Consider the following 23,513-nt stretch of genomic DNA (forward strand, 5'->3'; position numbering starts at 1 on the left):
CGATAGCAAAACATCAGAAAGGCTTGCCAACTTGGCAAGCCTTTTTCTTATCTGTTACATAGCGAAAGGATCTAAAGCCGATATAGAGAAGGGTGTTTGGATAAACAAATATCGCAGCTAAACAAAAACAGCAGATAAAAAAATACCAGCGCTAGGCTGGTATTTTTTATCATGATGAAGAAACGTTAATCGCGTTTCCAAAGCATATGGCAGAACTTATGTTCAGGGTCTCGGCTGATTAGCATACGAGCAAATACGTCATCAAGAACGTCATTTTCCTCATTTACTAGGCCGATACGAACCTCTGCATATACTTCTTTGTCGATCTCGAAGCCAACATGTTCAACCCAGTCATCACCAGTTTCAACAAGTTCTGCGGCACCACGATCTTCAAATTGCGCAGTAAACAGAATCACGTCAGCAGGCTCTAGATTATCTGGAGCCATTTCAAGGAAAATGTCGTACGCTGCGTCGATGACGTCGTCGTAAGAAATCAAATCAGACATGCTTATGCTCGGCTCATGTATTTACGTTCAGCTGTGTTAATGATAACACGGTCACCAGTTGCAATGTACTCAGGAACCTGGATGACAAGACCTGAAGCGAAGCGTGCTGGTTTAGTACGAGCAGATGCAGAAGCACCTTTGATTGACGGGTCAGTTTCTTCAATCACTAGCTCAACAGAAGATGGTAGTTCAATACCCACAGCAGCACCGTTAACAAGGATAATGTGGATACCTTGTGTATCTTCGTTGATGAACAGCATGTCGTCTTCAACTTCATTGTGCTTGAATGTGTATTGTGAGTAGTCTTCGTTATCCATGAAGATGTGCTCATCGCCGTCAGCGTATGAGTACACAACTGCACGTTTGTTCATTTCTACCGTTTCAACAACGTCATCAGACTTGTAACGCTCATCTACACGTGCGCCCGTGTTTAGATCTGTACAACGCATTTTGTAGATTTTAGCGCCGCCACGACCGCCAGGAGTCGTTACTTCGATGTCTTTAACTAGAAGAGTTTTACCATTAGACTCGATTGCGAAGCCTTTTTTGATTTCACTTGCCTTTGGCATTGTATATTCCTATTCATACTTATTAAGCAAAACTCGGTGATTATAGCGCTAAGTTAGCCGCCTAGCATTAAAATTCATTGCAGAAATTTGTTGTTACTCCCATGACTAAACACCTGAATGGACTTGATTCAGTGAGTCGGCTAAGAGAACATATAGCTCAACTTCTTGAACCATCTGAGATCACGTTTTAAGTCATGTCTCTGCCTGTTATCGATCCTAAACAACCATTTCAACCAGAGTTTGCGCCTTTAATTAGAGAAGTCACCGCTTGTCTCAAAGGTGGACTGGGGCAAAACTTACACAGCGTTTATGTGTATGGTAGCGTCGCTCGCAAAACAGCGGTCGCTGGGAGGTCGAACTTAGACCTGGTTGTCGTTACTAAATCGTCTTTTGAGCACAATCGCGCGACTTTGCTCAACACAATTAAGTGGCGTGCGCAGCAGAGTTACCCTCAAGTTAATGGTGTATCGGTCCGTACAGCCTTAGTGAGCGAAGTAGCTAATTTAGATAGTATTTTCACTTGGGGCTTTATGCTTAAGCATTGCTGTGTCTGCGTCTATGGTGATGATCTGGCAGACTGTTTTGGTGATTACGTTCCAAGTTGGGAAATTGCTAAGCACTGGAATATGGATGTGGAAGATTGGATTACGGTGTATCGCAAAAAAATCGTACAAGCGAAGACGATAGAAGAGCAGGTGGCCGCCCAGCGCGTGATTGCTAAAAAGTTACTAAGAGCGTCATACTCTTTGGTGATGTATCGAGATAAACGTTGGTTTGATGACCCTATACAATGTGGCAAGGTATTCTTAACTTATCATCCTGAAAAGCAGCTTGAGATCGAGCGGCTAGAAATTTTACTTTCTGGCCGGGGTATTCCCAAGCGTTCTGTTATCGGGCTAATTGATGCGTTTGGTGATTGGTTAGTCAAACAGTACCAGAAAACAGAGTTTCGTATCGGTTAAAACAACCCCATTTGTGGTGCTGAAAGCCTGTCAAAATCCGTCCCAATGAAAGGGAGAATCGCATCTGCAACGGGTTTGAGTTGTTTATCAATGTAATGTTGATAATCAATCGGGCTATTGAGGTACTCATAAGGTTCAGGACCGTTCACGGTTATAATGTATTCAATTCGTCCTTTGTTTTGATACTGTAATGGGCGTCCAAGCTTGGCATTTATCTCATCCGCTAAACGAGCTGCACGCACTTGTGGCGGGACGTTCTTCTGATACTCATGCAGTTTTCTGCGCAGTCGCTTTTGATACACTAACTGTTCATCAAATTCACCGTTGTTAGTTTTCTCAACCATCTCTCGGACATAGTCGCTTGGGTCTTCACCATGGAAAATCATGCTATAGAGTGTATTTTGAAATTTCTGTGCTAATGAGGTCCAGTCAGTACGGGCGCTTTCTAACCCTTTAAATACAATCCGCTCTTGCTCTCCTTCACCGATTAAACCCGCATAGCGCTTTTTCGAGCCAGTTTCTGCGCCACGAATCGTTGGCATAAGGAATCTGCGATAGTGGGTTTCATATTCAATTTCCAACATAGATGTTAGGTTGTACTCAGAGCGCAGATGTTCTTGCCACCAAGAGTTGATGTAATCAACTAATTGATTTCCAATAGCGTCGGCTTCTACTTGACTGTATGGTCGATTCAACGACACAAATGTGGAATCCGTATCGCCGTAAATCACTTGATAGCCTTGTTCCTCAATCAGCACTTTAGTTTGCTTCATGATCTCATGTCCGCGCATGGTAATACTAGAAGCTAATCGAGTATCAAAGAAACGACATCCCGATGAGCCCAGTACGCCATAAAAGGAGTTCATGATGATTTTGATTGCCTGAGAAAAAGCTTTTTCATTGTTCTTTTTCGCGACATCACGTGCCGCCCAAAGCTTTTCAATCATTTCTGGCAAAAAGTGTTTCGTACGATGGAACTGACCACCGCGAAAGCCAGGTACTGCCTGATCATCTTCTTTACCAATATCGAGTAATAACCCCTCAACCAAACCCATAGGATCAATCAAGAAAGAGCGAATAATCGATGGGTATAGACTCTTAAAATCCAATACTAAAACAGAATCATATAGGTTAGGGATGGAGTCCATCACGTAACCGCCGGGGCTCGCAATCCAATTTTCAGGGTGTAGGTTCGGGGCAACGTAGCCTGCTCGGTGTATCTGAGGCATGTATAGGTTTGTGAATGCCGCTACCGAGCCGCCGACACGATCCAGTTCTACGCCAGTGAGCCGAGAACGCTCTATTGCAAAGTCGAGCAGGTGAGTGTGATTGAAAATCTTGTTCACCAACACGCAGTCTTGTAAGTTATATTTAGCCAGCGATGGTTTGTCGGAGCGGTACATACGATTGATTTCATCCATACGGTCATGAACGTTGTGGATTTCTTTACCTTCCCCCAAGAGTTCTTGAGATACAGACTCTAATGACCAAGACCGAAAGTGATAAGTCGCCGTTTTTAACGTATCGATACCGTCCATTACAACTCGCCCTGGAATGGAGATAAACCCTTGTTGGCTTTGAGATGAACTTCTAAAAAAGCTGGCTTGGTCTGCTCTACCAAGCATTAGCTTCATGTTGTGCCATTCTGCTCGTTTGTGTAACAGACGAAAGTCAAAATCAATGACATTCCAACCGACAATGACATCGGGGTCGAATTTTTTAAACCAATCGATGAGTGCTTCTAGAAGCGCCTTTTCATCCTGGACCCATTGTATCGGTGTATCCGAAGGTTCTGGTTCTCCGATCATGATAACGCGGGAATCCATGACGCTGTCTAACCCGATGGAGTAAAGAATGCCTTTCTCAGAGCATTCTAGATCTAACGAGACAACGTTTAACTTCGGCTCATATTGCCCCGCACGGCATTTTGCGTTCTGGACGCGTTGGTAGCCATTGGTACGAGTCACATTGCCTGTAAACTCAATACTGCCTTTAATAAAACGCTCCATGAGGTAGCGATCGGCGAGGCGAATATCACTTTCGTAAGTGGTGATATCATTTTGAGCGAACGTGTCTTTAAGTGTGAGAGCGTCTCTGGTTACATTGGTATAGCAGGCAGCAAGAGGCGTATGTTCAAACGTTTTGAGATCCAAAAGGCGGATGTCGACGGGTATGTTTTTTTCTCGCGCGAGTGTTTTTGCTTGCTCTGAGTGTTTCTGAGCGATGAAAAATACTGGCTTCTCACCATTAATAAGTAACTGAGTAGGACCTGCTTCTGTCGAAAGCCACAGCTCGATTTGAGTTTGACCTTTGATGTCTCGTGCCTGTCGAGTAAGCAGAAAGCCTTGTTGGATATTCAAATGTGAGAAACCTTAGAAAACTTGAAGAACGCTAGTTTAACATTAAGAACTGTAAAAATAACCAGTAAAGAAAACGGTTCAAATTTTTGCTGGAATTAGTGATTACAAGTTAGCCTTTGGTGCAAGAGTGGCAGTGTCATTTTAAGTTATAGCGTGTTTCTCTGGGCAATATGAAACCTAGTTACTTGATTTATTGTACTTAATGTTGTTAATTGTCTTTTCTTAGATTTCGGTTCTGCTCATCACGCTCTAAAATAATAGAGTGGTTTATGAATAAGTTCTTGCTAAAGTTTGCGTTTCAGCACATATTCATAGAAAGCAATTTTTTGTCGATTACGTTAGTATATAGGCAGTCATACTGATATCCACATTTAACAAATAATGGTTATGTGGGTGCAGAACCAATACAAAGTGTGGAGATACAAGTTTGATAAATGTTTTCCTTGTAGATGATCACGAGCTGGTTCGCACAGGGATACGACGTATTATTGAAGACGTCCGTGGAATGAACGTAGCAGGAGAAGCTGACAGCGGTGAAGATGCAGTAAAATGGTGTCGCAGTAATCATGCTGACGTCGTTTTAATGGACATGAACATGCCAGGAATTGGTGGCTTGGAAGCCACTAAAAAAATTCTTCGCGTGAATCCTGATGTGAAAATCATCGTACTTACCGTTCATACAGAAAACCCGTTTCCAACCAAGGTGATGCAGGCAGGTGCGTCTGGTTATTTAACCAAAGGTGCTGGCCCTGATGAAATGGTGAATGCGATTCGTGTAGTTAATAGTGGGCAGCGTTACATCTCACCAGAGATTGCGCAGCAGATGGCATTGAGTCAATTTTCTCCAGCCTCTGAGAACCCTTTTAAAGACTTATCCGAACGTGAATTGCAGATCATGCTTATGATCACCAAAGGCCAAAAGGTAACGGATATTTCTGAGCAACTTAATTTAAGTCCAAAGACAGTCAACAGCTATCGCTACCGACTCTTTAGTAAATTGGACATTAATGGTGACGTTGAGTTAACTCACTTAGCGATTCGCCACGGAATGCTGGACACCGAGACCCTTTAGTGTGAATCCTCCCTTCGATTCGGCTTCCTTTCTCAAGACAGTAACTCATCAGCCCGGCGTTTACAGAATGTACAACGCCGAAGCTGTTGTAATCTATGTAGGTAAAGCCAAAGACCTAAAAAAGCGCCTTTCAAGCTACTTTCGAAAAAAAGTAGACAGTGAGAAAACTCGCGCGCTTGTCAGTAATATCGCCAAAATTGACGTCACAGTGACTCACACTGAGACAGAAGCGCTCATCTTAGAGCATAACTACATCAAGCAGTATTTACCGAAATACAATGTTTTGCTGCGAGATGATAAGTCTTACCCTTATATCTTTATTAGCGGTCATAAGCACCCACGGCTTTCTATCCACCGTGGCGCCAAGAAGCGCAAAGGTGAATATTTTGGCCCCTACCCAGATTCTGGTGCAGTAAGAGAAACATTGCATTTGCTGCAAAAGATATTTCCTGTGCGCCAGTGTGAAGACACTGTCTATTCCAACCGAACGCGTCCATGTTTGATGTACCAAATTGGCCGTTGTGCAGGGCCATGCGTTGATACCATCATTTCTGATGAAGAATACGCAGAGTTGGTTAGCTTTGTGCGTATGTTTTTGCAAGGCAAAGACCAGCAAGTACTCAAACAACTGATCGAGAAAATGGAAGTTGCCAGTCAGCAATTGCGCTTTGAAGATGCCGCTAAATTTCGCGATCAAATCCAAGCGATTAGACGTGTTCAAGAGCAGCAGTACGTCTCAGAAGACAGCATGGATGATATGGATGTACTAGGGTTTGCTCAGGAGAATGGTATTGCGTGTATTCATATCCTGATGATACGCCAAGGTAAAGTGCTTGGTAGCCGTAGCCATTTTCCGAAAATCCCACATAATACAAGCCAGCAGGAAGTGTTCGATAGTTTTCTGACTCAATACTATTTGAGCCATAACGAAGCGCGCACGATTCCTTCTCGTATTATTTTGAATCAAGAGTTGGCAGAAGATATTGCGCCAATACAGAAAGCGTTAAGTGAAGTGGCAGGTCGTAAGGTTCATTTCCATACCTCGCCAACTGGCTCTCGAGCAAGGTATCTCAAGCTTTCGAACACGAATGCACTAACGGCGATTACCACCAAAATCAATCACAAGATGACGATTAATCAGCGTTTTCATGCGCTTCGCGAAACATTGAAGTTGGAGTGTATTGCTCGAATGGAGTGTTTTGATATCTCCCATACCATGGGGGAAAGTACGATTGCATCGTGTGTGGTGTTCAACAACGAAGGCCCCGTTAAGCAGGAGTATCGTCGCTATAACATCACTGGGATTACCGGTGGTGACGATTACGCTGCAATGGGACAAGCGTTGGAGCGCCGTTATTCGAAGCAATTGGACGTAGAGAAAATTCCCGACATCATCTTTATCGATGGTGGTAAAGGCCAGTTAAATCGTGCGCATGACATCATTTCGCAATATTGGGGTGATTGGCCAAAGCGTCCCATCATGATTGGTATTGCTAAAGGGGTCACTCGCAAACCAGGCTTAGAAACGCTGATTACAGTCGATGGGGACGAGTTTCATTTACCAAGCGATGCTCCAGCGCTGCACCTTATTCAACATATTCGTGATGAAAGCCATAACCATGCTATAGCGGGGCATCGTGCTAAGCGAGGTAAAACCAGACGTACTAGTGCACTTGAAGGGATTGAGGGAATCGGCCCTAAACGACGTCAGGCGTTACTCAAGTACATGGGTGGGTTACAAGAACTTAAACGTGCAAGTGTCGAAGAAATCGCCAAAGTACCGGGAATAAGTCACTCTTTAGCAGAAATTATTTTCCAAGCATTGAAACAATAAGGAAAATCGCGCAACATTAAGCCGCAATGTGTAAGAGAATAATAAAATGCGTTTGAATATCCCGAACATTCTGTCTCTTCTTAGACTGTTCCTAATCCCTGTTTTTGTGGTTGTCTTTTATCTGCCTTATTCATGGGCACCTTTTGCAGCAGCAATGGTGTTTTGGGTAGCGGGTTTTACTGACTGGCTTGATGGTATGTTGGCCCGTAAACTTGGCCAAACTTCTCGTTTTGGTGCGTTTATTGATCCTGTTGCTGATAAAGTGCTAGTGGCAACGGCATTGATTTTAATCACGGAACATTATCATTCAATTTGGGTGACCATTCCTGCGGTAACGATGATCGCGCGAGAAATCATTATCTCAGCATTGCGAGAGTGGATGGCTGAAATCGGTAAGCGAGCGAGTGTTGCGGTATCTTGGGTTGGCAAAGTAAAAACTGTTTCGCAAATGTTCGCCTTATGGGTGTTGATATGGCGTTACGATGAATGGATGGTTTGGCTAGGCTTTGCGGCCTTGTACGTGGCAACTTTCTTGACGTACTGGTCAATGATTCAATATTTAGCAGCTGCGAAAGACGATCTGTTGAATGAAGAGCATCATTAAATTCTGATATTAGAAAGCAGGCTTAATAGCCTGCTTTTTTGTATCTAAGATAATCTACAGCATTTCTTTGCTTCTCACGTTTTTCAATGCTTGCTAACGGTCATGCTTGAAATTTGTATCTGGGGCTTTTGCTTCGATAGAGTTCCATATGTGATCTAAGTCTTGTTTTCGCCCTTGGAGAGTCTCAGAGAAGCGAGCCTCCTGATTATTAACGCTTCAATACACGTAACGCACGGCCATCAGTGTAAGGCGTAGCCAAAGTTTTATGATAAACAAGTGTATTTAAGCGATTTTTAGTATTAAAACTAAGCAATCTACCGTCTTTCGCACAAATTCTAGTCAAACGATTTAAAAAAATAAAAATAGTATTGACTCGATCGCTCGAATCCGTAGAATGCATCCCGTACCCAAGAGAGCACAGCTCAGTAGGGTGGTGAAAAAAGCTTAGCTTTATTCACAGATGAGGCGCCTTGGCAGAGTGGCTATGCAGCGGATTGCAAATCCGTGGACCTCGGTTCGACTCCGGGAGGCGCCTCCATTATTCTTTTGAGAGTGAATGGCTTTCGAGAATAAATGCGACACTAGCTCAGTTGGTAGAGCGCAACCTTGCCAAGGTTGAGGTCACGAGTTCGAACCTCGTGTGTCGCTCCAAATTTTATTGATATGGCGTTAGCGGTATCAGATGGTGTTTTACTTTTCTGTAAAGGCATCACAAAGAATATTTGTGTGCCCTGGTGGTGGAATTGGTAGACACAAGGGATTTAAAATCCCTCGACGTTCGCGTTGTGCCGGTTCAAGTCCGGCCCGGGGCACCATCTCATATTAAACGCGACACTAGCTCAGTTGGTAGAGCGCAACCTTGCCAAGGTTGAGGTCACGAGTTCGAACCTCGTGTGTCGCTCCAGATTTAAGGCCCAGCATGAAAATGTTGGGCCTTTTTTGTATTTCTTCAAATCTTAAATTTCTTCTCTGTGATGGATTTCGTTAAGCACTGAGCTCCTTCAGCTTACTAACTTAACTTCTTGTTAATTTTAGTCATAGCAACGTCACTTCATGGCCATACCCATCCAGCTAGTTTAAGTTTAGTCAATCAAAGTTCTGTGAATAAAGACTCATCGCTTTAGGCTGAGCAGTAACGTAAATACTAGCTCTGTTAAATACCTTGGATACTGAAAATAATGTTCTACGATTAGAGAGTGGTATGTTCATAAACCGTTTTGGTTTTTGGTTCATGGCGCTGATATTGTAAGGATATTTGTTTAAATAACAGGTATTTGAGAAAAGAAGAAAAGCGTTGTAGATGAGTATGAATGTACAAATATCACTAGGGGGAACTTTGTTGTGATTTGCGTCACTGTTACTAATATGAAAAATCGTTGCCAGAAGATTTTATTTTGTGATAAATTCGCGCGCAATCTCGGAGCGTAATTAACAACGTTTGATCTCTGGGGGATACGCGTAGTGACCATTCAAGCTGATTGTGACACTGCGTAGGGTAGGTATCGGCAAAGCCTTTTGTCGATAGACGGGATACTAATGCTGTAAAAGCGGCATATTAATGGGAAACCCAACATTGAAACCTTTGAATAAACACACACTAATCAGCTTCATACTGCCGAAATGTCCTGTTTTACAAAACGGGTGCATTACGGAACCTTGATTAATCCCTTTTACATATAAAGTCACGAATATCGTGGCAGATGATCTGTATTTGTCATTTTGCACTGACAAATGCGGAGGGGTATACACACCTCCTGTAACTTCATTCCAATGATTATTAATACAGGATATAGAATTATTATAATTCAAGGGATTATGTAGTATGAGCACTGCCTTTGAAGTCGATAGCAATATCGCAAACATTTTTTCGTCTCAGGTTCCTATCGTTGAGGGAACGTATGACTTAACGCCAGATCAAGTATTGATTGATCAGGCTGAGCATGAATCTGAAGTACGTTCTTATCCACGTCGCTTGCCAATCGCAATCAAACAAGCTTTTGGTTGCTTGGTTGAAGATACACGTGGACAGATCTTTTTAGACTGCCTTGCGGGGGCGGGCACTCTAGCTTTGGGGTATAACCATCCTGAAATCAACCAAGCTCTGAAAGAGCAATTAGATTCGGGTCTGCCATATCAGACGCTAGATATTGCAACATCAGCAAAAACGACGTTTATTCAATCTGTTAAATCTTTTCTTCCTCAAGAGTTAAGTGAGAACAGCGTTATCCAATTTTGTGGTCCGTCTGGAGCCGATGCAGTTGAAGCCGCGATCAAACTCGCAAAGCAGACTACTGGTCGCAACACCATGTTTGCTTTTCGTGGCGCATATCATGGTATGACTAACGGCACAATGGGCATGATGGGCAACTTAGGTACGAAAGCGCGTCGAACTGGTTTAATGTCAGACGTGCACTTTATGCCTTTCCCATACAATCTGCGTTGTCCATTTGGGCTTGGCGGTGATGAAGGTGCGAAAGCAAGCATTCGCTATATCGATCGTCTTTTAAACGATGATGAATCGGGCATTATGAAGCCTGCTGCGATCGTCGTTGAGCCAGTGCAAGGTGAGGGTGGTGTTGTTCCTGCGCCAGCATTCTGGCTGCGAGAGTTACGTCGTATTTGTGATGAACACGGTATCTTACTAATCTTCGATGAGATCCAGTGTGGTGTTGGTAAAACTGGCTACAATTTCGCATTTGAAGAGTCGGGCATTGTTCCAGATATCCTGTGTTTATCAAAAGCTATTGGCGGTGGCTTACCAATGTCGCTATTGGTTATCAACAAGCAGCATGATACTTGGAAGCCGGGCGAACACACAGGTACGTTTCGTGGCAATCAGTTAGCCATGGTCTCTGGTGCGAAAGCATTAGAAATCATCCAGCGTGACAATCTGGTTGAGCATGCCAATATTGCGGGCCAGTATTTGCGCTATGGTCTTGAAAGCATTCAAAAGCGCGTGAACTGTATCGCAGAAGTACGTGGCAAAGGTTTGATGCTTGGTGTGGAGATTAAAAATCCAAACGGCGAGCTCAATAAATTTGGCGAACCTCAAGCGGATAGTGAACTCACTCTTTCCATTCAACGCGCAGCACTTGAGCGTGGCTTGATCGTTGAGAAAGGCGGACGTGAAGGTGCAGTAATTCGCTTCCTTCCTCCTCTTATCATCTCGTTTGAGCAAATCGACTTTGCTTTACGTGTATTTGAAGACGCGATTTTAGCAGCCGGCGGTAGTCACATCGAAACTCAGCCACAAGATGAATGGAAGAAGCATTTCATCCACACTGGAGAGTTGGGCAGCAATGAGTTTGCTTCGGTGATGAATCACACTACGACAGCAATGAAATCAGTGTTTGAACAGGTTGCTGCACCATACTCAGGTATGGATCCAAAAGCATTGGAAGCAGCGATCCATGCTGTTGATCTTGACAATAAAAATGCGCCTCTCAAAACGGTTATTGATGATGCTGCCGAGTTGGTCGCAAAAAACGCGATTTTTACTCAACATCCAGATTGTATCGCTCACCTTCATACTCCACCGTTGATGCCTGCTATTGCCGCAGAGGCAATGATTGCGGCTTTGAACCAATCAATGGACTCATGGGATCAAGCTTCATCAGCGACTTATGTTGAACAGAAAGTTGTGAACTGGCTATGCGATAAATACGAGTTAGGTGAAAAAGCGGACGGTATCTTCACGAGCGGCGGCACGCAAAGTAATCAAATGGGTTTGATGCTTGCGCGTGATTGGATTGCTGACAAACTCAGTGCACACTCAATTCAAAAGCTTGGACTTCCTGAATACGCAGACAAGCTGCGTATTGTATGTTCGAAAAAATCCCACTTCACGGTTCAAAAATCAGCGTCTTGGATGGGATTGGGTGAAAAAGCGGTTATGACCGTCGATGCTAATGCCGATGGAACGATGGATGTCACTAAGTTAGACGAAGTTCTAAATCAGGCAAAAGCAGAAGGTTTGATCCCATTTGCAATTGTCAGCACAGCGGGCACAACGGATCACGGTGCTATTGATGACCTAGACTTTATCGCCGATATGGCAGCGAAACATGACATGTGGATGCACGTCGACGGTGCATACGGTGGAGCTCTGATTCTAAGTAGCCAAAAAGCCCGTCTGAAAGGTTGTGAGCGTGCACACTCCATCAGCGTAGACTTCCACAAGTTGTTTTACCAAACCATCAGTTGTGGCGCGCTGTTGGTGAATGACAAGTCTAACTTTAAATTCCTGCTTCATCACGCAGACTATTTGAACCGCGAACACGACGAACTGCCGAACTTAGTGGATAAGTCTATTGCTACAACTAAGCGTTTTGATGCGCTAAAAGTGTTTATGACGATGCAAAGCGTGGGGCCAAAAGCCCTAGGCGATATGTACGATCATTTGCTTGATCAGACGCTTGAAGTTGCGGATATGATTCGAGATAACAAACACTTTGAGTTGTTGGCTGAACCATCGCTATCTACGGTTCTGTTCCGCGCGACACATGAATCAGCGGATCTTGATGAACTGAATAAAACGTTGCGCTTAGAAGCGTTAACACGTGGTATCGCGGTATTGGGTGAAACCATTGTCGACGATAAAACTGCATTGAAATTTACGATTTTGAACCCGTGTCTGACGACGGCGGACTTTGAATCTTTGCTCTCAAAAATCAATACGCTAGCGGCAGAGCTAGTTTAACAAAGGTAACGGAAAACTATGGCAATTCTACAGATTGGTGCAGGCGGCGTTGGCTGGGTAGTTGCACATAAAGCAGCACAAAACAACGACGTTCTGGGTGATATCACAATCGCATCACGTACCGTAGGTAAGTGTGAGAAAATCATCGAATCGATTCAGAAGAAAAACAATCTGAAAGATTCAACTAAGAAACTAGAAGCTCGTGCGGTAAACGCGGACGACGTAGATTCTTTAGTTGCTTTAATTAAAGAAGTGCAGCCTGACTTAGTGATCAATGCGGGTCCTCCTTGGGTGAACATATCTATTATGGAAGCATGTTACCAAGCTAAAGTGTCATACCTTGATACATCTGTTGCGGTTGACTTGTGCTCTGAAGGCCAACAAGTACCTCAAGCTTACGATTGGCAGTGGGGCTACCGTGAGAAGTTTGAAGAGGCGGGTATCACAGGTATTCTTGGTGCCGGTTTCGATCCGGGCGTAGTATCGGTGTTTGCTGCATACGCGGTGAAACATCTGTTCGATGAAATCGATACTATCGACGTAATGGATGTAAACGCAGGTGACCACGGTAAGAAGTTCGCAACTAACTTTGACCCAGAAACGAACATGCTTGAGATTCAAGGTGATTCCTTCTACTGGGAAAACGGCGAGTGGAAACAAGTACCTTGTCACTCACGTATGCTTGAGTTTGAATTCCCGAACTGTGGTTCACATAAAGTGTACTCAATGGCGCACGACGAAGTTCGATCTATGCAAGAGTTCATCCCGGCGAAACGCATTGAGTTTTGGATGGGGTTCGGTGACCGTTACCTGAACTATTTCAACGTAATGCGCGATATTGGTCTACTCAGCCCAGACCCACTGACGCTGCACGACGGCACGGTAGTCCAACCTCTACACGTATTGAAAGCGCTACTGCCGGACCCAACATCTCTCGCACCAGGTTATACAGGCTTAACGTGTATCGGTACTTGGGTACAAGGTAAGAAAGACGGTAAAGATCGCAGCGTATTTATCTACAACAACGCAGATCACGAAGTTGCATACGAAGATGTTGAACACCAAGCTATCTCATACACCACTGGCGTACCTGCGATCACCGCGGCTTTGCAGTTTTTCCGTGGTAAGTGGGCAGACAAAGGCGTGTTCAACATGGAGCAGCTAGATCCAGACCCATTCCTAGAAACCATGCCATCGATTGGTCTAGATTGGCATGTTCAAGAACTGGAGCCAGGACAACCTGTTATCCATAAATTGAAGTAAGAATTTAGCGACTCTTATTTGTACGTTTAAGCCGATGCACTTGCGTCGGCTTTGTTCGATTTTATAGTGCCTTTGCTAAGGCGAAGGGACGTAAGGTATCAAAATGCAACAAAACGAACTAAAAACGCCATACTTCATGATCAATGAAGACAAGCTGATTGAGAACCTAGAGAAAGCAAAACAGCTAAAAGACATCTCTGGTGTGAAGCTTGTATTAGCACTGAAGTGCTTCTCAACATGGGGTGTATTCGACATCATCAAGCCTTACCTAGACGGAACAACCAGCTCTGGCCCGTTTGAAGTGAAGCTTGGCTACGAAACGTTCGGTGGTGAGACACACGCATACAGTGTGGGTTACAGCGAAGATGACGTTCGCGACGTGGCGGACATCTGTGACAAGATGATCTTTAACTCTCAGTCACAGCTAGCGGCTTATCGTCATATTGTCGAAGGTAAAGCATCGATTGGCTTGCGACTAAACCCAGGTGTGAGCTACGCAGGGCAAGACTTAGCAAACCCAGCTCGTCAATTCTCTCGTCTTGGTGTTCAGGCTGATCACATCAAACCGGAAATTTTTGATGGTATTGATGGCGTAATGTTCCACATGAACTGTGAGAACAAAGACGTGGATGCGTTTATCGGCTTACTCGATGCTATTTCAGAGCAGTTTGGTGAGTACCTAGATAAGCTGGACTGGGTAAGCATGGGTGGCGGCGTTTTCTTCACATGGCCGGGATACGACATCGAGAAGTTGGGTTTAGCGCTTAAAGCATTCTCAGAGAAACACGGCGTACAAATGTATCTAGAGCCGGGTGAAGCGATCATCACTAAGACAACCGATCTTGTTGTAACAGTGGTTGATATTGTGGAGAACGTGAAGAAGACGGCGATTGTCGATTCAGCAACAGAAGCTCACCGTTTGGATACACTTATCTACAACGAACCAGCGTCCATTCTTGAAGCATCTGAAAACGGTGAACATGAATACGTGATTGGATCGTGCTCTTGTTTAGCTGGTGACCAGTTTTGCGTGGCGAACTTCGAACAGCCTCTCGAGATCGGACAGCGTCTGCACATTCTAGATAGTGCAGGTTACACCATGGTGAAACTGAACTGGTTCAACGGTCTACGTATGCCTTCAGTTTACTGTGAACGCTCGAATGGTGACATTCAAAAACTGAATGAATTTGACTACTCTGATTTCAAACGTTCACTGTCTCAGTGGTCGGTGAAATAAAACGTATTGAGTATTAGAACGACAAAGAGCAGCTGAATTGCTGCTCTTTTTTATTGGGGAAGCGTTAAAGGTATGCAGTTAGCTTTCTACAATTACACGAGTGTCTTCACTCAGAGATTCTAACTCATTAGCCACGTCCTCTATCTCTAGCTCGCTAGGCAATTTAATCGCCATTTTTGCGCTGAATAAGCTGGAGCTTACCCCACCGCCGCCTGCAATGAATACGCGTTGGCAATCCATATCTAGAATTGAAATGCCTTGATTATCGAGAACGTGAGTAATTTCATTCACAATACCTGCTCTATCGTTGGCATCTAAGCGAAGCTGAAAGATAGTGTCTTCACGATGCGAGTGAGGATCCGAGTCAACGAACCTAACCACAAGAGTTTGACATGAAGAGAACGCCTCTTTAACGATGTCGGCATTTTCTCTTGGAAGCTCTACTTTGATGACACCTGCAACTTGATCTTCGATAAAGTTTACTTTGCTTATCAGCCATTTACCGCCATTTTCATGAGTGATTGCTGCGAGTTCTTTGATGGTTGCGGGTGACGCTTGTCCGACAAAATTAACAATAAATACGGTGTTCATAATGTCCCCTCCTGGAATAAGGTTTGGACGCAGTACGAATAAACGTGCTACTTAAGTTATTGGAATAAATCCTTTTATTTAGTGTAGGTGCTAGGGGAGGGTTATGTTTGATGAAAGTCAATTTTTGACACTAATTCGTGAAGCAAATAATTAAAACGATGTTTAGGGCACAAAAAAGCAGCCATCATAAGGCTGCTTTTCTACTGAGTATCAACTCAACTCAAGTCAAAGCTAAAATGTTACTTTTAGTTCGACACCGTAAAATTGGCTGTCGTAGTTGGCGCCTGCGTCCATTGCGAATTTTGCGACGTCTTGATTACCAAACCAAGGTGATGAATTAAATTGTAGCTCTGCACTACCGCCCCACGCATCGGTTACCCAATAATGGATATGCCCAACAGGGTTTAGGAAGAAGAGTGATACATCACCGACGGTTTCAGAGCCCATGACTTCGCCGCCGTTTGCTACAATATCTTGCTCAGCAGTGAGCATCATTTCGCCAACCACAGCACCAAAGAATGGAGTGATAAAAATATCCTGCCAAGATGGCACTTCTGCAAATGCTTCTACTCCGTACTCCCAAAAGAACGTTGACATGGTTGCGGAGTACAAGAATGACTGAAACTCGTTATAGCCAGCGTGGCGTGCGGCTGTGTAGTAAACGCCGCCAAAATAAGGATGCATGATGTAGTTGAGGACATGTTCATCACGATCCCAAACAGGCCCGTCAGAGACATTATCTTTCCATTTTTGACCCAGCTTACTCATGTCTCGGTCTTCTTCGTCCCACTTAGTGATGCTTTCTGGAAGGAAAGTCATCATACCAACGGTTGCGATACTCAGGCCAAGAATGGTGTAGGTTTGACCCATGAGGTAATCCCAGTCTTTATCTTGAGGGATAATGAGATGTTTAGGCTGAAGCCCTGCATCAAGATTTAATGAATCATCATTATTCTGTTCAAACATAAGACCGCGATTTTGAGACTCGAAGGTGTACAGAGTCGTCGTTTCGCAGTAACCTGACAAGCAATCAGGTGTGTAAGAAAACTCCGTATGACTGGTCATATCGTACTGACTTGCGTGCGCAAGCGCTGACGAAGTCAAGCAAAGGCCAGTTAGAGTTTTCTTGAACATGGATGATTTTGACACAAAGGTCTCCGAGTTGATGGTGTGATGATCGGGCTCGCAATTATCCCTCAAAACATCAACCATTTAAATACTTGATCCTTATTTAGTCCCAATATATCTCGTCGAGATTCGTCCAAATAAAAAGAAAAATAAGCACTATAACGAATAATAGGATTGTGCTTATGTTCAGGAGTCAGTTGTGAAAATAGCAATGCTTAGTACCGGTGAGGAAGTGCTCCACGGTGATATTGTTGATACGAATGCGGCATGGTTGTCTAGCCTGTTTTATCAACATGGATTTGGCTTAACAAAGCGTTCAACGGTTGGTGATAGCCTGTTGAGCTTGGTTGAAGAGTTTTTAATGTTGAGCTTCAACAATGACGTGGTGATCGTGAATGGTGGTTTAGGGCCAACGACCGATGATATGAGTGCGGCCGCCGCAGCGAGAGCTGCTGAGTGTAAACTCGTGCTTTTCAAAGAGTGGTTGCAGCATCTAGAAAGTTTGTATGCTCGACGTGGCATCCCAATGCCAGACAGTAATTTAAAACAAGCCATGCTACCAGAAACGGCTGAGATTCTGGATAACCCGATAGGCACGGCCTGTGGTTTCAAGATGCTGATTAATGATGCCATTTTTTATTTTACGCCGGGTGTGCCAAGTGAATTTAAGCTTATGGCAGAGACGCAAATTTTGCCTGATCTGAGAAGAGCTTTTCCAGAGGTGCAAGGTTCATGTTGTAGTCGAATCTATACGTTTGGCCTTTCCGAATCCGGCATCTCGGACAAGCTTGATCAGCTAAAACTTCCTCAAGGGTATGAGCTTGGTTATCGCTCTTACTTACCTTTTATTGAAGTGAAACTCTTTGGCCCTTCTGACCAGCTTGAACAGCGTTTGAAGTTGGTACAGATGATCAATAAGCATCTTGAAAGCAATACCGTTAGTATTGATTTACCTATGGTTGAAAATGTTGGCCAGCTGTTGGTGGATAAAGAGTTAACCGTGTCGGTTTCCGAAAAAAGCAGTGGTGGATACTTAACTTATTGGTTAAATAGTGATGAAAAAGCTGAAAGGCAACTTGGACATGGTTGGGTACTACCAAGCCAGACTCAAGCGATGAGCAACAGCGGAGACCCATTAGCAGAAACGTTTGCTCTGGCAGGAGCGACGCGAGAGAAGTGTGGGACGGATTTATCACTCGTCACTGGCGATATTGAAGAGGGTGTTTTTTCCGTCGCTTTATCGACACCGTCAGGCGAGTGGGGAGCGTTATATAAACTCTCGAAAAAGTATCAGCGCAATGATCAAGTTAAAGTGATCAGCACGGCAGCACTAGACTTGTTGCGTCGTTACCTAGAACGTAAACCGATGTTTGCACATTATGCATTTTTAGAGAAAGTTAAAGAGATGCATCTCCCAGGTAGTGCTTTATAACCAGAGACCTATAACAGCCTGAGAGATAAAACACGTAGATACAAAAAAGCCAAGGTAATCACCTTGGCTTTTGCGTTTTATACCGTCGAGTCACGTTATGCGCGCTGCTTTTCTTTCATCGCGTAGTTAACGCCACTGAGTGACAAATCCGATTTTGCTTTACAAATACAAGGTAATATCTCATCACTTTGCGTGTAAGCCATGGCAAAACCAACATACTCCACTTCACCAGATTCCAACTTGCAGCGACAAGCGCCACAGTGCCCATCACGACAGTTGTATTCTGGTAATAAGCCAGCTTGCTCCATTGTTTCCAAAATTGTATTGGAAGGGTTGGATTCAATACTGATGAGTTTGTTGATTTTGAGTGTTGCCATTACAGCTCGAATCCTTCGAAGTCGTCTGCGCGAACTTCATTGTCAATTTGACCCACAAGGTAAGAAGAAATTTCCGCTTCTTGAGGCGCAACTTGAACATTATCTGAAGACAACCAAGCGTTAATCCATGGGATTGGGTTGGTTGTTGCCTCTGGATAAGCTGCAGGTAGACCTACTGCTTGCATACGGATGTTGGTGATGTATTCAACATATTGGCTTAGGATGTCTTTGTTTAGACCGATCATCGAGCCATCTTTGAATAGATACTCTGCCCACTCTTTTTCTTGCTCAGCCGCTTCTTTGAATAGGTCAAAACAGTCTTGTTTTGCTTCTTCTGCGATTTGCATGAAAGTGAAATCATCCTGACCGTTACGTAGCAGGTTGATCATGTGTTGCGTACCGTTCAGGTGAAGCGCTTCATCACGTGCAATCAGCTTAATGATTTTCGCGTTACCTTCCATTAGCTCACGCTCAGCGAAAGCGAATGAACATGCGAAACTAACGTAGAAACGGATGGCTTCTAGTGCGTTAACAGACATCAGACAGATGTACAGTTTCTTCTTCAGATCGTACAGACTAACCTTAACCGTTTCACCGTTAAGGACATGCTCACCTTCACCGTAGCGATGGTAATCATTCGTCGCTTGAATCAAATCGTCGTAGTAGTGCGCGATGTCTTTTGCACGCTTCAGGATGTGCTCGTTCTCAACGATATCATCAAATACCACAGCAGGGTCGTTCACGATGTTACGAATAATGTGCGTGTAAGAACGAGAGTGAATCGTTTCAGAGAAAGACCAAGTCTCAATCCAAGTCTCTAGTTCCGGCAGAGACACAAGCGGCAGCAGTGCCACGTTAGGGCTACGACCTTGGATAGAGTCTAGAAGCGTTTGGTACTTCAAGTTAGAGATGAAGATGTGCTTCTCGTGATCTGGCAGTTTGTTGTAATCGATACGGTCGCTAGATACGTCTACTTCTTCTGGACGCCAGAAGAAAGAAAGTTGTTTCTCGATAAGCTTTTCGAAAATCTCAAACTTTTGTTGGTCGTAGCGTGCAACGTTTACTGATTGACCTAGGAACATTGGTTCCTTCAATTGGTCATTCTTTTTTTGGTTAAAAGTACTGTAAGCCATAATGCCTCAATTCCTTTTAAACCTCCCCATAAGGGGAGGTTATCGATAGTCTGTCTTTACGGAGTGTTAGGTGCGGGTAGATTAAATCTTACAACCGCCGCCAGCACAATCGTCATCTTGTGGTTGAACAGCGTCTTTCTGTTCATCTTTTGCGCCATCACGAGTGTTATGGTAGTAAAGCGTTTTCACACCAAACTTGTACGCTGTTAGCAGGTCTTGAAGTAGTTTCTTCATTGGTACCTTGCCAGTCTCGTAACGTGACGGGTCGTAGTTAGTATTAGCAGAGATAGCTTGGTCAACAAACTTCTGCATAATACCCACAAGATGTAGGTAACCGTCGTTCGAACCGATGTTCCAAAGCAGTTCATAGTTGTCTTTAAGTTCAGTGAACTCAGGTACAACTTGCTTCAGAATACCGTCTTTCGAAGCTTTTACTGAAACATAACCACGTGGTGGCTCAATACCGTTAGTTGCGTTTGAAATCTGAGAAGAGGTCTCAGAAGGCATTAGCGCAGTCAGTGTTGAGTTACGTAGGCCGTGCTCCATAATTTCTTTACGTAGGCTGTCCCAGTCGTAGTGCAGCGCTTCGTCACAAATTAGGTCGATATCTTTCTTGTACGTATCAATCGGCAGTAAGCCTTTCGCGTAGTTCGTTTCGTCGAATGAAGGGCACTTGCCTTGCTCTTTCGCCAGTTCTACCGATGCTTTTAGTAGGTAGTACTGCATTGCTTCGAACGTACGGTGAGTCAGGCCATTTGCGCTACCGTCAGAGTATTTCACGCCATGCTTCGCTAAGTAGTAAGCGAAGTTGATCACACCAACACCTAGCGTACGACGGTTCATCGTCGATTTGTATGCCGCTGGTAGAGGGTAATCTTGATAATCAAGCAGTGCATCTAGCGCACGAACAACAAGATCAGATAGCTCTTCGAAATCATCTAGAGACTTGATAGCACCAAGGTTGAAGGCAGAAAGCGTACATAGTGCGATCTCGCCCGAGTCATCTTCAACGTTAGTTAATGGCTTCGTTGGCAGTGCGATTTCTAGACATAGGTTCGATTGACGAACTGGCGCTACTTCAGAATCAAATGGGCTGTGAGTATTACAGTGGTCCACGTTCTGAATGTAGATACGACCTGTTGATGCACGCTCTTGCATTAGCAGAGTGAACATTTCAATCGCTTTAACCGTTTCTTTCTTGATTGAAGGATCGTTCTCGTACTTCACGTATAGACGCTCAAACTCTTCTTGGTTTTCGAAGAATGCGTCGTATAGACCCGGTACGTCTGAAGGTGAGAATAGTGTGATGTTGCCACCCTCAACTAAACGTTGGTACATCAGTTTGTTTAACTGAACACCGTAGTCCATGTGACGAACACGGTTCTCTTCAACACCACGGTTGTTTTTAAGCACCATTAGAGAGCGAGCTTCGCCGTGCCACATTGGGTAGAATACAGTCGCTGCGCCACCACGAACACCACCTTGCGAACAACATTTTACTGCGGTTTGGAAGTATTTGTAGAACGGGATACAGCCAGTGTGGAACGCTTCACCACCGCGAATCTCTGAACCTAATGCACGGATACGACCAGCGTTGATACCAATACCAGCGCGCTGAGATACGTAACGAACAATCGAGCTTGCTGTTGCGTTGATAGAATCAAGACTGTCGCCACACTCAATCAGAACACATGAGCTGAACTGGCGAGTAGGGGTACGTACGCCAGACATAATTGGCGTAGGTAGAGAAATCTTAAATGTCGATGTCGCATCGTAGAAACGCTTGATGTAATCAAGACGCGTTGCTTTTGGATATTTCGCAAATAGGCACGCTGCTACAAGGATATATAAGAACTGAGCACTTTCGTAAATTTGGCCCGTTACACGGTTTTGTACGAAGTACTTGCCCTCTAGCTGCTTAACTGCCGCGTATGAGAAGTTTAGGTCGCGTTTATGGTCGATGTACGCATCAAGTTCGTCGAGTTCTGCTTTTGTGTAGTCTTCTAGAATATGTTGATCGTACTTACCCATATCGACGAGGCGAGACACGTGATCATGAAGCGTTGGTGGCTCGTATTGGCCATACGCTTTTTTACGCAGATGGAATACCGCTAGGCGAGCAGCTAGGTATTGGTAATCCGGAGTCTCTTCAGAGATCAGGTCTGCCGCAGACTTGATGATTGTCTCGTGAATATCTGTCGTTGTGATGCCGTCGTAAAACTGGATGTGAGCGCGAAGTTCTACTTGAGAAACCGAAACATTATCTAGACCTTCTGCAGCCCAAGTGATAACGCGGTGGATTTTATCCAGATCGATACTTTCTTTACGGCCATCACGCTTGGTGACGGTAAGTTGTTGGTTCATTCTGCTTTATTTCCCTAAGAAAACTGATAAAAGCCGTATTTTTGTTTGTTTATGTGCAATATGAGTAAAGCTTGCGGCGGCTTTGTGATCAAAGTCTATCTATATATTGTCGCTTAAACACAACATATAGGGGTTCAATTGTTTGCGGGTTACAAGATAGTGCTATTACACTGATTTATCAAGGTACAGATCGGGGATGACTTGTGGATAACTGACAAAATGAAAAAAATCAGTAAGTGAACACTAACCGATGAGAAAAGGGCAGACTTGAATGGTTAAAAGCACGGTTTTGAGATCGGTTTAGAAATAACCGCATGCAAAAATATTTTCCTTGATCTTTGGCCGTTTTTATCTACGAAAAATAGGTTGGTTAAAATGGAATCTAGAGCACGAATTTTAGGCATAAAAAGACAAAAAAAGCGGCAACTTTGTGCTACCGCTTTCGATTCATTTTCTACAAAAAATGTCAATCACAAAACGCATTTTTTAACATAACGGCGTTCAGTATTTTTTAGTATGAACGATGTAGTTTACATCTACATTACGGCCGAGTTTGTAACTGTCATTAAGAGGGTTGTAATGCAGGCCCGTAATGCCCATTTCCGTTAGGTCAGTTTGGTCTATCATCTTCATCATTTCGGCAGGCTTGATAAACTTCTCGTGCTCGTGAGTCCCCTCAGGAACAATCTTAAGAAGCTTCTCTGCACCGACAATAGCAAACAAGTATGACTTGATGTTTCGGTTCAAGGTTGAGAAAAACACGTGACCACCAGGTTTGACTAGCGCAGCACAAGAGCGGATAACGGAGAGAGGATCTGGAACGTGTTCAAGCATCTCCATACAAGTCACGACATCGTAAGTCCCTGCGTTTTCTATAGCGTGGTCTTCTATTGTGCTCTGAATGTAGGTCAGTTGAGTACCGGTTTCTAATGCATGTAGTCGCGCGACTTCTAAAGGTTCTTTGCCCATATCAAGTCCAGTCACAATAGCGCCTTCTTTCGCCATGCTTTCAGCAAGAATGCCACCACCACAGCCGACATCAAGTGCTCGCTTGCCAAACAAGCCATTTGCTTTTTCAAGTACATAGTTCAAACGAAGTGGGTTAATTTGGTGAAGTGGCTTAAACTCGCCTTCTAAATCCCACCATCGAGAAGCCATGTCCTCGAATTTCTTAATTTCACTTGGGTCGACGTTTTGTGCTTTAGTCATAATTGGTTTTATTGCATTCAATCTGAGTCCTTTAGAGGGCGTCAGTATACTCCAACGTTTTATAACCAAACAACCTCGATGTGCTTAGTGAAGGGACATGACAGAGCTCACTGGCGCGGCAACAACAGGTTTCTGTAACTTTGAAAACGCTTGCATTATTTTCGGTTCACCCT

At 44.1% G+C, this 23,513-nt stretch carries 17 protein-coding genes and 4 tRNA genes; 12 read left to right on the forward strand and 9 right to left on the reverse strand.

All coding sequences use genetic code 11. From position 1 onward, the window contains the following. Positions 1 to 185 precede the first annotated feature (185 nt). On the reverse strand, positions 186 to 506 hold the full coding sequence (locus D8S93_RS03505; RefSeq protein ID WP_005376800.1) for an HI1450 family dsDNA-mimic protein: 321 nt from the start codon (positions 504 to 506) through the stop codon (positions 186 to 188). A 2-nt stretch (positions 507 to 508) separates the two neighbouring features. Continuing rightward, entirely contained in the window at positions 509 to 1,075 is a 567-nt protein-coding gene (yeiP, locus tag D8S93_RS03510) for an elongation factor P-like protein YeiP (protein ID WP_005376801.1), read from the reverse strand. Between the two features lie 194 nt (positions 1,076 to 1,269). On the opposite strand from yeiP, the gene D8S93_RS03515 reads away from it, so the two are divergent. Next, positions 1,270 to 2,037 (forward strand): nucleotidyltransferase, encoded by a 768-nt coding sequence (locus D8S93_RS03515; protein WP_053808900.1) that lies wholly within the window; start codon positions 1,270 to 1,272, stop codon positions 2,035 to 2,037. Here D8S93_RS03515 and D8S93_RS03520 read toward each other — a convergent pair. Continuing rightward, positions 2,034 to 4,397 (reverse strand): DNA polymerase II, encoded by a 2,364-nt coding sequence (locus D8S93_RS03520; RefSeq protein WP_152811991.1) that lies wholly within the window; start codon positions 4,395 to 4,397, stop codon positions 2,034 to 2,036. The genes D8S93_RS03515 and D8S93_RS03520 overlap by 4 nt on opposite strands. Positions 4,398 to 4,824: 427 nt before the next feature. Here D8S93_RS03520 and uvrY point away from each other — a divergent pair, with 427 nt between their 5' ends. The 10 genes from uvrY to nspC all read left to right on the forward strand — a co-directional run bounded on the left by uvrY (position 4,825) and on the right by nspC (position 15,106). Next, the gene (uvrY, locus tag D8S93_RS03525; RefSeq protein WP_005386783.1) at positions 4,825 to 5,469 is read left to right on the forward strand and encodes a UvrY/SirA/GacA family response regulator transcription factor; all 645 of its coding nucleotides are present in this window, start codon (positions 4,825 to 4,827) and stop codon (positions 5,467 to 5,469) included. 1 nt (position 5,470) lies between these two features. Further along, the gene (uvrC, locus tag D8S93_RS03530; protein WP_319802954.1) at positions 5,471 to 7,303 is read left to right on the forward strand and encodes an excinuclease ABC subunit UvrC; all 1,833 of its coding nucleotides are present in this window, start codon (positions 5,471 to 5,473) and stop codon (positions 7,301 to 7,303) included. A gap of 46 nt (positions 7,304 to 7,349) precedes the next feature. Then, positions 7,350 to 7,907, forward strand: a complete 558-nt coding sequence (pgsA, locus tag D8S93_RS03535; protein WP_005394805.1) for a CDP-diacylglycerol--glycerol-3-phosphate 3-phosphatidyltransferase — start codon at positions 7,350 to 7,352, stop codon at positions 7,905 to 7,907. A 464-nt stretch (positions 7,908 to 8,371) separates the two neighbouring features. Continuing rightward, a tRNA-Cys gene (locus D8S93_RS03540) sits at positions 8,372 to 8,445 on the forward strand. Positions 8,446 to 8,482: 37 nt separating this feature from the next. Continuing rightward, positions 8,483 to 8,558, forward strand: a tRNA-Gly gene (locus D8S93_RS03545). 77 nt (positions 8,559 to 8,635) lie between these two features. Then, positions 8,636 to 8,722: transfer RNA gene (locus D8S93_RS03550), tRNA-Leu, on the forward strand. A 13-nt stretch (positions 8,723 to 8,735) separates the two neighbouring features. Next, positions 8,736 to 8,811: transfer RNA gene (locus tag D8S93_RS03555), tRNA-Gly, on the forward strand. Positions 8,812 to 9,729: 918 nt separating this feature from the next. After that, entirely contained in the window at positions 9,730 to 12,606 is a 2,877-nt protein-coding gene (locus D8S93_RS03560; protein WP_152811993.1) for a pyridoxal phosphate-dependent class III aminotransferase, read from the forward strand. Between the two features lie 18 nt (positions 12,607 to 12,624). Then, on the forward strand, positions 12,625 to 13,869 hold the full coding sequence (locus D8S93_RS03565; RefSeq protein WP_152811995.1) for a carboxynorspermidine synthase: 1,245 nt from the start codon (positions 12,625 to 12,627) through the stop codon (positions 13,867 to 13,869). Positions 13,870 to 13,972: 103 nt separating this feature from the next. Then, the gene (gene nspC / locus D8S93_RS03570) at positions 13,973 to 15,106 is read left to right on the forward strand and encodes a carboxynorspermidine decarboxylase (protein WP_005394797.1); all 1,134 of its coding nucleotides are present in this window, start codon (positions 13,973 to 13,975) and stop codon (positions 15,104 to 15,106) included. 78 nt (positions 15,107 to 15,184) lie between these two features. On the opposite strand, the gene D8S93_RS03575 is transcribed toward nspC, so the two are convergent. Together D8S93_RS03575 and D8S93_RS03580 are read right to left on the reverse strand one after the other, a co-directional pair. Then, the gene (locus D8S93_RS03575) at positions 15,185 to 15,697 is read right to left on the reverse strand and encodes a glycine cleavage system protein R (protein ID WP_005394795.1); all 513 of its coding nucleotides are present in this window, start codon (positions 15,695 to 15,697) and stop codon (positions 15,185 to 15,187) included. Between the two features lie 231 nt (positions 15,698 to 15,928). Then, a complete protein-coding gene (locus tag D8S93_RS03580; protein WP_031780425.1) occupies positions 15,929 to 16,831 on the reverse strand; it encodes a DUF3943 domain-containing protein in 903 nt (300 codons plus the stop codon). Between the two features lie 193 nt (positions 16,832 to 17,024). Here D8S93_RS03580 and D8S93_RS03585 point away from each other — a divergent pair, with 193 nt between their 5' ends. Then, entirely contained in the window at positions 17,025 to 18,257 is a 1,233-nt protein-coding gene (locus D8S93_RS03585; RefSeq protein ID WP_319802955.1) for a CinA family nicotinamide mononucleotide deamidase-related protein, read from the forward strand. Positions 18,258 to 18,352: 95 nt separating this feature from the next. Here the strand turns inward: D8S93_RS03585 and yfaE are convergent, their stop codons facing one another. The 4 genes from yfaE to ubiG form a co-directional block, all read right to left on the reverse strand. Further along, positions 18,353 to 18,634, reverse strand: coding sequence for a class I ribonucleotide reductase maintenance protein YfaE (gene yfaE / locus D8S93_RS03590; RefSeq protein ID WP_005376817.1), 282 nt, complete (start codon positions 18,632 to 18,634; stop codon positions 18,353 to 18,355). Then, entirely contained in the window at positions 18,634 to 19,767 is a 1,134-nt protein-coding gene (gene nrdB / locus D8S93_RS03595) for a class Ia ribonucleoside-diphosphate reductase subunit beta (RefSeq protein ID WP_005376818.1), read from the reverse strand. The genes yfaE and nrdB overlap by 1 nt, the downstream gene beginning before the upstream one ends. A gap of 81 nt (positions 19,768 to 19,848) precedes the next feature. Beyond that, on the reverse strand, positions 19,849 to 22,131 hold the full coding sequence (gene nrdA, locus D8S93_RS03600) for a class 1a ribonucleoside-diphosphate reductase subunit alpha (protein WP_006743144.1): 2,283 nt from the start codon (positions 22,129 to 22,131) through the stop codon (positions 19,849 to 19,851). A gap of 501 nt (positions 22,132 to 22,632) precedes the next feature. Beyond that, positions 22,633 to 23,340: a bifunctional 2-polyprenyl-6-hydroxyphenol methylase/3-demethylubiquinol 3-O-methyltransferase UbiG gene (ubiG, locus tag D8S93_RS03605; protein WP_031780424.1), complete on the reverse strand. Its 708-nt coding sequence runs from the start codon at positions 23,338 to 23,340 to the stop codon at positions 22,633 to 22,635. Positions 23,341 to 23,513 lie beyond the last annotated feature (173 nt).

The organism is Vibrio sp. VGrn 2, assembly GCF_009361695.1.
In the GTDB taxonomy this organism is placed as follows: Bacteria; Pseudomonadota; Gammaproteobacteria; order Enterobacterales; family Vibrionaceae; genus Vibrio; species Vibrio diabolicus.